The 6432-nt window shown below is 72.7% G+C and carries 8 protein-coding genes; 3 read left to right on the top strand and 5 right to left on the bottom strand.

Annotated elements, in window-relative coordinates; all coding sequences use genetic code 11:
* The 4 genes from G3I54_RS39850 to rimP form a co-directional block, all read right to left on the bottom strand.
* On the bottom strand, window positions 1-369 hold a 369-nt coding region (locus G3I54_RS39850), incomplete at its 3' end, for a translation initiation factor IF-2 N-terminal domain-containing protein (protein WP_343240490.1).
* Window positions 370-518: 149 nt separating this feature from the next.
* Window positions 519-797 carry a YlxR family protein gene (locus tag G3I54_RS33175; RefSeq protein WP_181009131.1) on the bottom strand — a complete coding sequence of 93 codons (279 nt, stop codon included), beginning with the start codon at window positions 795-797 and terminating at the stop codon, window positions 519-521.
* Window positions 798-910: 113 nt separating this feature from the next.
* Complete coding sequence (nusA, locus tag G3I54_RS33170; RefSeq protein ID WP_030629635.1) at window positions 911-1951, bottom strand: transcription termination factor NusA; 1041 nt, start codon at window positions 1949-1951, stop codon at window positions 911-913.
* Window positions 1952-1953: 2 nt separating this feature from the next.
* The gene (gene rimP, locus G3I54_RS33165; protein WP_164620211.1) at window positions 1954-2457 is read right to left on the bottom strand and encodes a ribosome maturation factor RimP; all 504 of its coding nucleotides are present in this window, start codon (window positions 2455-2457) and stop codon (window positions 1954-1956) included.
* Between the two features lie 176 nt (window positions 2458-2633).
* Between rimP and G3I54_RS33160 the strand changes: the two genes are divergently transcribed.
* From G3I54_RS33160 to G3I54_RS33150, 3 genes are read left to right on the top strand one after another with little or no spacing between them, the layout of a single operon-like run.
* Complete coding sequence (locus G3I54_RS33160; RefSeq protein ID WP_164620209.1) at window positions 2634-3173, top strand: hypothetical protein; 540 nt, start codon at window positions 2634-2636, stop codon at window positions 3171-3173.
* Complete coding sequence (locus tag G3I54_RS33155; protein WP_164620207.1) at window positions 3170-3688, top strand: ferritin-like domain-containing protein; 519 nt, start codon at window positions 3170-3172, stop codon at window positions 3686-3688. The genes G3I54_RS33160 and G3I54_RS33155 overlap by 4 nt, the downstream gene beginning before the upstream one ends.
* Before the next feature lie 31 nt (window positions 3689-3719).
* The gene (locus G3I54_RS33150) at window positions 3720-4634 is read left to right on the top strand and encodes an aminoglycoside phosphotransferase family protein (RefSeq protein ID WP_164620205.1); all 915 of its coding nucleotides are present in this window, start codon (window positions 3720-3722) and stop codon (window positions 4632-4634) included.
* An 82-nt stretch (window positions 4635-4716) separates the two neighbouring features.
* Here G3I54_RS33150 and G3I54_RS33145 read toward each other — a convergent pair whose 3' ends face one another.
* Window positions 4717-6420 (bottom strand): proline--tRNA ligase, encoded by a 1704-nt coding sequence (locus G3I54_RS33145; protein ID WP_164620203.1) that lies wholly within the window; start codon window positions 6418-6420, stop codon window positions 4717-4719.
* Window positions 6421-6432 lie beyond the last annotated feature (12 nt).

Here is a 6432-nt window from a genome sequence, read left to right as displayed (position 1 = left end):
CTTCGGGCCCGGACGGGGGCCCGCCGACGGCGCGGAGGGCGCCGCCGGGGTGCTGCTCGGGGCCTCGGCCTCGGCCGGCTTGGGAGCCGGTGCGCCGGGCTTCGGGGCAGCGGGACGTGCCGCAGCGGCCGGGGAGGGCGCTGCGGGCTTCGCGGGCGCCGCCTTGCGGGGCGCACCAGGCTTGGCAGCGGACTTGCCGGCGTTGCCGCCGGGCCCCTGCAGTGCGTCGGTCAACTTACGTACAACCGGCGCCTCGATCGTCGAGGACGCCGAACGGACGAATTCACCGAGTTCTTGGAGCTTGGCCATGACGACCTTGCTCTCGACGCCGAACTCCTTGGCGAGTTCGTATACCCGGACCTTAGCCACTTCGCTCCTTTTAGGTCCGGGTTACCGCCGGACCGTCGCTACTTCATGGGCGTACTCATCGCGTACTCATCGAGTGCTCATCGCAATCTCGACCTACTTCCAACTCGCGAGGTACCTGACCGCACGGGGACCCGTGCCGTTCACTTTTCTTACGGTGTCACCCGCTCGACGAACCGCGTCAGTGCCGCGGTGTCGAACGGCCCCTTGGCCTTGAAGGCCCGGGGGAACGCCCGGCGGCGAACCGCCAGGTCGAGACAGACAGAGACAGGGTGCACGTAAGCACCCCGGCCGGGCAGCGTACCGCGTGGATCAGGGGCGCAGGCGCCCTCGTCCACCACGATGCGCAGCAGCTCGCTCTTGGCCGCTCGCTCCCGGCATCCCACACAGGTTCGCTCGGGGCAAGCGCGGGCTTGCGTCCGGCCAGACACGTTTAAGTCTACCTCCCCGTACCGACCTCACCCCTTTGGGGCAAAAATCGAACGGATGTTGTCGTGATCTCAGCGGCGTACCGCCCAGATCTATTCCCTGGACCCGCTCCGGGTCAACGCCTTTCCGAGCGCTCGCGGGCCCGCTCGGCCCGCTCGCGGTCGGCGTTCTCGCGCTCCTCGTCCGTCTCGGTGTCGGGACGGATGTCGATGCGCCAGCCGGTGAGGCGGGCGGCGAGCCGGGCGTTCTGGCCCTCCTTGCCGATCGCCAGCGACAGCTGGTAGTCCGGCACGGTGACCCGGGCGGAGCGGGCGCCGAGGTCGACGACCTCGACCTCGCTCACCCGGGCGGGCGACAGGGCGTTGGCGACCATCTCGGCCGGGTCGTCGGACCAGTCCACGATGTCGATCTTCTCGCCGTGCAGCTCGGCCATGACGTTGCGCACCCGGCTGCCCATCGGGCCGATGCAGGCGCCCTTGGGGTTCAGGCCGGCGCGGGTGGAGCGTACGGCGATCTTGGTGCGGTGGCCGGCCTCGCGGGCGATGGCCTCGATGACCACCGAGCCGTCCGCGATCTCCGGGACCTCCAGCGCGAAGAGCTTCTTCACCAGGTTCGGGTGGGTGCGCGAGAGCGTCACCGACGGACCGCGCACGCCCTTGGCGACCCGTACGACATACGTACGAAGGCGCAGACCGTGGGTGTACTCCTCGCCCGGGACCTGCTCCTGGACCGGCAGCATGGCTTCCATCTTGCCGATGTCGACCAGGACGTTCTTGGGGTCCTTGCCCTGCTGGACGACGCCCGTGACGACATCGCCCTCGTGGCCCGCGTACTCCCCGAAGGTGCGGTCGTCCTCGGCGTCGCGCAGCCGCTGCAGGATGACCTGCTTGGCGGTGGTCGCGGCGATCCGGCCGAATCCGGACGGGGTGTCGTCGAACTCCTTGGGCTCCTGGCCCTCTTCGAGGTCGGCCGGGTCCTCCTTGGCCCACACGGTGACGTGGCCGTTCTCGTCGAGCTTCACACGCGCCCGGCGGTGGCTGCCGTCGGTGCGGTGGTACGCGATGAGGAGGGCCGACTCGATCGCCCCGACGAGCACGTCGAAGGGGATCTCCTTGTCCTGCGCCAAGCCCTTCAGAAGCTTCACATCGATGTCCACGGCTACGCCTCCTCTTCCTTCTTGTCCTTGCGGTTGAATTCGATCTCCACGCGCGCCTTGGCGATCTCGTCGAAGGCGAGGCGGCGTGCGGTGGGCTTGCGGCCCTTGACGCCGGGCACTTCGAGGTCGAGCCCGTCCTCGTCGACGCCGAGGATGCGGGCGACCAGCTCACCGGATCCGTCGCCGGCCAGGTGGAACCTGGCCAGCCGGCCGATGGCGCGTACGTAGTGGCGGTGCTCGGTCAGCGGGCGGTCCGCGCCGGGGGAGCTGACTTCGAGGACGTATTCGCCCTCGCCCATCGCGTCGGTCTCGTCCAGCTTCTCGGAGATCGCGCGGCTCAGCTCCGCGCAGGCGTCCAGCTCCACGCCCTCGTCGGAGTCCACGATGACCCGCAGCACTCCTCGGCGGCCGGCCCGGGACACCTCGATCTCCTCGAGGTCCAGCTGCTGCGCGCTGACGAGCGGTTCCAGCAACCCGCGCAGCCTCTCGCTCTGGGTGGTGCTCATCCGGGTGACTCCTCGGCCGCGTGTGCTGTTGTGGGGATCGTCGTGCGTCAGGTCAAAGGGTATCCGGTCGCCAGGGGTGTTGCCGTCCGCCTGCCGCTCGGCCGCGGGTACGCTCGCCTGCGGTGATCACATCAGGACAGATCCTGTCAGGACCGGTCCAGGCCCGAAGGAGAAACGTGCGGCGCACGGGGACGACGCGCAGGGGGGCGCTCACCGCGACGGGAGCCCTCGCCCTGGGCGCGGTGCTGACCGGCTGCGGGGGCGGCGACGAGGCGACGGGGAGCGGAAGGCCGGCGCACTCCGGCGCGCGGGCGAACGCCGCGAAGGCCGAGAGGACGCTCCGCGAGAAGGCGGCGCGCGACGGCGCCCTCCTGCTCGCCCGGTACGACCTGGTGGCCGGGGCCCATCCGGCGACCGCCGCGGGCCTGGCGCCCCTGCGGGCGGCCGTGAAGGAGCACGGGAAGGCGCTGGCGCCGCCGCGCGGGAAGGGCCGCCCGAAGACCGACGCTCCTCCGGCGGCGCCCGGCCCGGTGTCCGCCGAGCCGAAGGCGGCGGTCAAGGAGCTGGCGGCCGCCGAGCGCCGCCGGGCCGACGCGTACACCGAGGCCCTGCTGACCGCCGGGCCGGAGCTGGCCCGGCTGCTGGCCTCGGTGGCGGCCGCCGCCGCGGCGCACGCCTATCTGCTGACCGAACTGGCCGAGGAGACAGCCGCATGAGCACCCGTTCCGTCCGGCCCTCCGACGGGGACTCCGACTCCCCCGAGCTGACCGCCGTCCAGGCGGCGCTGGCCGCCGAGCACGCCGCGGTGTACGGCTACGGGGCGCTGGGCGGCCGCCTCGACGGGAAGCGGGGCGCCGAGGCCCGTGCCGCGTACGACGGGCACCGGGCCCGCCGGGACGCGCTGGCGCGCACCGCCCGGGACCTGGGCGGGCGGCCGGTGGTCTCGGAGGCCGCATACGCTCTGCCGTTCGCCGTCGTGGACGCGCCGTCGGCGGTGCGGCTGGCCGCGGTGCTGGAGGACCGGATCGCGGGCGCGTACGCCGATCTCGTACGCGCCACCGAGGGCGACCGGCGCAAGGACGCCGCGGGCGCGCTGCGGGAGGCCGCGGTGCGGTCGGCCCGCTGGCGGGGCGGCAACGTAGCCTTTCCGGGGCTCGCGGAGCGGGCCGCCGGTGCGGATCCGGCCGCGACGGGCCCGGTGGAGGCCGCCGGCGCGGACGGCGCGCGCTGAGACGAAGGACCGGAAAGGGAACACACGACGTATGGGTTTCGAACCGCCGCCGCGCCTGGTGCGCGCGCTCGGTGAGATGTACGGGGACGGTGCGGCGGCCGACTGGCTGGCCGGGCTGCCCGCGCTGACCGAACGGGCGCTCACCGCCGGGGACGGCCTCACCGCGGAGCGGGTGGCCGCCCCCGGCGGGCGCAGCTCCCTGGTGGTTCTGGTGCGGCGGGCCGACGGGACCCCGGCCGCGCTGAAGATCGCCCCGCCGGTCGCCGGGCCGGAGCTGGAGCGGGCCGCGTTGGAGCACTGGAACGGCTGGGGCGCGGTGAAGCCGCTTCCCGCCCCGGAGCTCGACGCGTCCGGCGCGCTGCTGCTGGAGCGGCTGCACCACGAGGTGTCGCTGCGCTCGCTGCCGGAGGCGAAGGCGCTGCTGGAGGCGGCGGGCACGCTGCGCCGGCTGTGGGTGGAGCCGCCTGCCGGGCACGCCTTCGAGAGCGTGGCCGGGCGGACCGAGCGGCAGAGCGCCGGGATGCGGGCGGCGGCCGAGGCCGACCCGGAGCTGGCCCCGCTGGTGGACGCGGCGCTCGCGGCGCGGGCGGAGCTGGTCGAGGGCTCGCCCGAACTGCTGTTGCTGCACGGCAACTTCCGGCAGAGCAAGGTGCTGTCCGGGGAGCGGGCGCCGTGGCTGACGGTGGGTCCGGAGCCGCTGGTGGGCGAGCGCGCCTACGACCTGGCGCGGCTGGTGCGGGACCGGGTGGAGGATCTGATCGCCTCCCCCGGCGGCCCGGTGACGGCCCGGCGGCGGGTCAAGAAGCTGGCGGAGTCGCTGGAGGTGGAGCAGGCGCGGCTGCACGGCTGGACGCTGTTCCGGGCGGTGGAGTCGGGCACCCGCGCGCTGGCCGAGGGGCGGCGGCAGATGGGCGAGGTCAACCTGGAGTTCGCGGGCTGGCTGTAGCGGTCCGGCGTACATACGAGGAGGGCCCCCGCGCAACGCAGCGCGGGGGCCCTCCTCGTACGCGATGTGGGCGATCTACCGGTCAGGCCAGGTCGGCCGTCAGGCGGGCGATCGCCTCGTCGACGGTCAGCTCCTCGCGCTCGCCGGTGCGGCGGTCCTTCAACTCCAGGACGCCGTCGGCGGAGCGGCGGCCCGCGACGAGGATCTTGGGCACGCCGATGAGCTCGGAGTCGGTGAACTTCACGCCGGGCGAGACGCCGGGGCGGTCGTCGACCAGGACGCGCAGGCCGGCCGCGTTGAGCTTCTCCGAGACGTCGAGGGCCAGCTCCGTCTGGAGTGCCTTGCCCGCGGCGACGACGTGGACGTCGGCCGGGGCGATCTCGCGGGGCCAGCACAGGCCCTTGTCGTCGGCGGTCTGCTCGGTGAGGGCGGCCACCGCGCGGGAGACGCCGATGCCGTACGAGCCCATCGTGACGCGGACGGGCTTGCCCTGCTGGCCGAGCACGTCGAGCTGGAAGGTGTCGGCGTACTTGCGGCCGAGCTGGAAGATGTGGCCGATCTCGATGGCGCGGTCCAGGGTGAGGCCGGTGCCGCACTTGGGGCAGGGGTCGCCCTCCTCGACGACGACGACGTCGAGGTACTGGTCGACCTCGAAGTCGCGGCCCGCGACGACGTTCTTGGCGTGCTTGCCGTCCTTGTTGGCGCCGGTGATCCAGGAGGTGCCGGGGGCGACGCGGGGGTCGGCGAGGTAGCGGACCTTCTCCAGGCCCTGGGGGCCGACATAGCCGCGTACGAGGTCGTCACGGCCGACGAAGTCCTCGGCGGTGACCAGCTCGACGACGGCGGGCGCGAGGTGCTCGCCGAGCTTGCCGAGGTCGACCTCGCGGTGGCCGGGGACGCCGACGGCGACGATCTCGCCGTCCACCTTGACCAGCAGGTTCTTCAGGGTGGCGGAGGCGGGGACGCCGAGGTGCGCGGCGAGGGTCTCGATGGTCGGGGTGTCGGGGGTGTCCAGCTCCTCGACCGCGCCGTGCGCCGAGCCGTCGACCGGGGCGAGCGCGAAGGTCACGGCCTCGGTGTTGGCGGCGTAGTCGCAGTTCGGGCAGTCCGCGAAGGTGTCCTCACCGGCGGCGGCGGGCGCCAGGAACTCCTCGGAGGCCGAGCCGCCCATCGCGCCGGAGACGGCGGAGACGATGCGGTGGTCCAGGCCGAGGCGCTCGAAGATCTTGATGTACGCGGCCCGGTGCAGGGCGTAGGAGTGCGCGAGGCCCTCGTCGGTGGTGTCGAAGCTGTACGAGTCCTTCATCTGGAACTCGCGGCCGCGGAGCACGCCGGAGCGGGGGCGGGCCTCGTCGCGGTACTTCGTCTGGATCTGGTAGAGCATGACCGGCAGGTCCTTGTAGGACGTGCACTGGTCCTTGACGGTCTGGGTGAAGATCTCCTCGTGGGTCGGGCCCAGGAGGTAGTCGCCGCCCTTGCGGTCCTTGAGGCGGAAGAGCAGGTCGCCGTACTCCTCCCAGCGGCCGGACGCCTCGTAGGGCTCCTTGGGCAGCAGGGCGGGCAGCAGGACCTCCTGAGCGCCGATGGCGTCCATCTCCTCGCGGACCACGTTGGAGATGTTGTCCAGGACCTTCTTGCCGAGCGGCAGCCAGGACCAGATGCCGGCCGCGTTGCGGCGCACGTACCCGGCGCGGACCAGCAGCTTGTGGCTGAGCGTCTCGGCGTCCGCCGGGTCGTCGCGCAGTGTCTTGATCATCAATCGGGACATGCGCTGGACCTGGGCCATGGTGAACTCCTG

Origin of the sequence: Streptomyces sp. SID14515, assembly GCF_010548505.1 — a bacterium.
GTDB classification, from domain to species: Bacteria; Actinomycetota; Actinomycetes; order Streptomycetales; family Streptomycetaceae; genus Streptomyces; species Streptomyces caviscabies.
Note: the sequence above shows the minus strand (reverse complement) of the source record. Positions and strands in the feature narration are given on the sequence as shown.

Bases quoted from the DNA above. Each gene is read 5' to 3' on its own strand.
- rimP (WP_164620211.1), bottom strand. From the start codon at position 2,457: ATGAGCACCACCCAGAGCGAGAGGCTGCGCGGGTTGCTGGAACCGCTC.
- G3I54_RS33155 (WP_164620207.1), top strand. From the start codon at position 3,170: ATGAGCACCCGTTCCGTCCGGCCCTCCGACGGGGACTCCGACTCCCCC.
- G3I54_RS33150 (WP_164620205.1), top strand. From the start codon at position 3,720: ATGGGTTTCGAACCGCCGCCGCGCCTGGTGCGCGCGCTCGGTGAGATG.
- G3I54_RS33145 (WP_164620203.1), bottom strand. From the start codon at position 6,420: ATGGCCCAGGTCCAGCGCATGTCCCGATTGATGATCAAGACACTGCGC.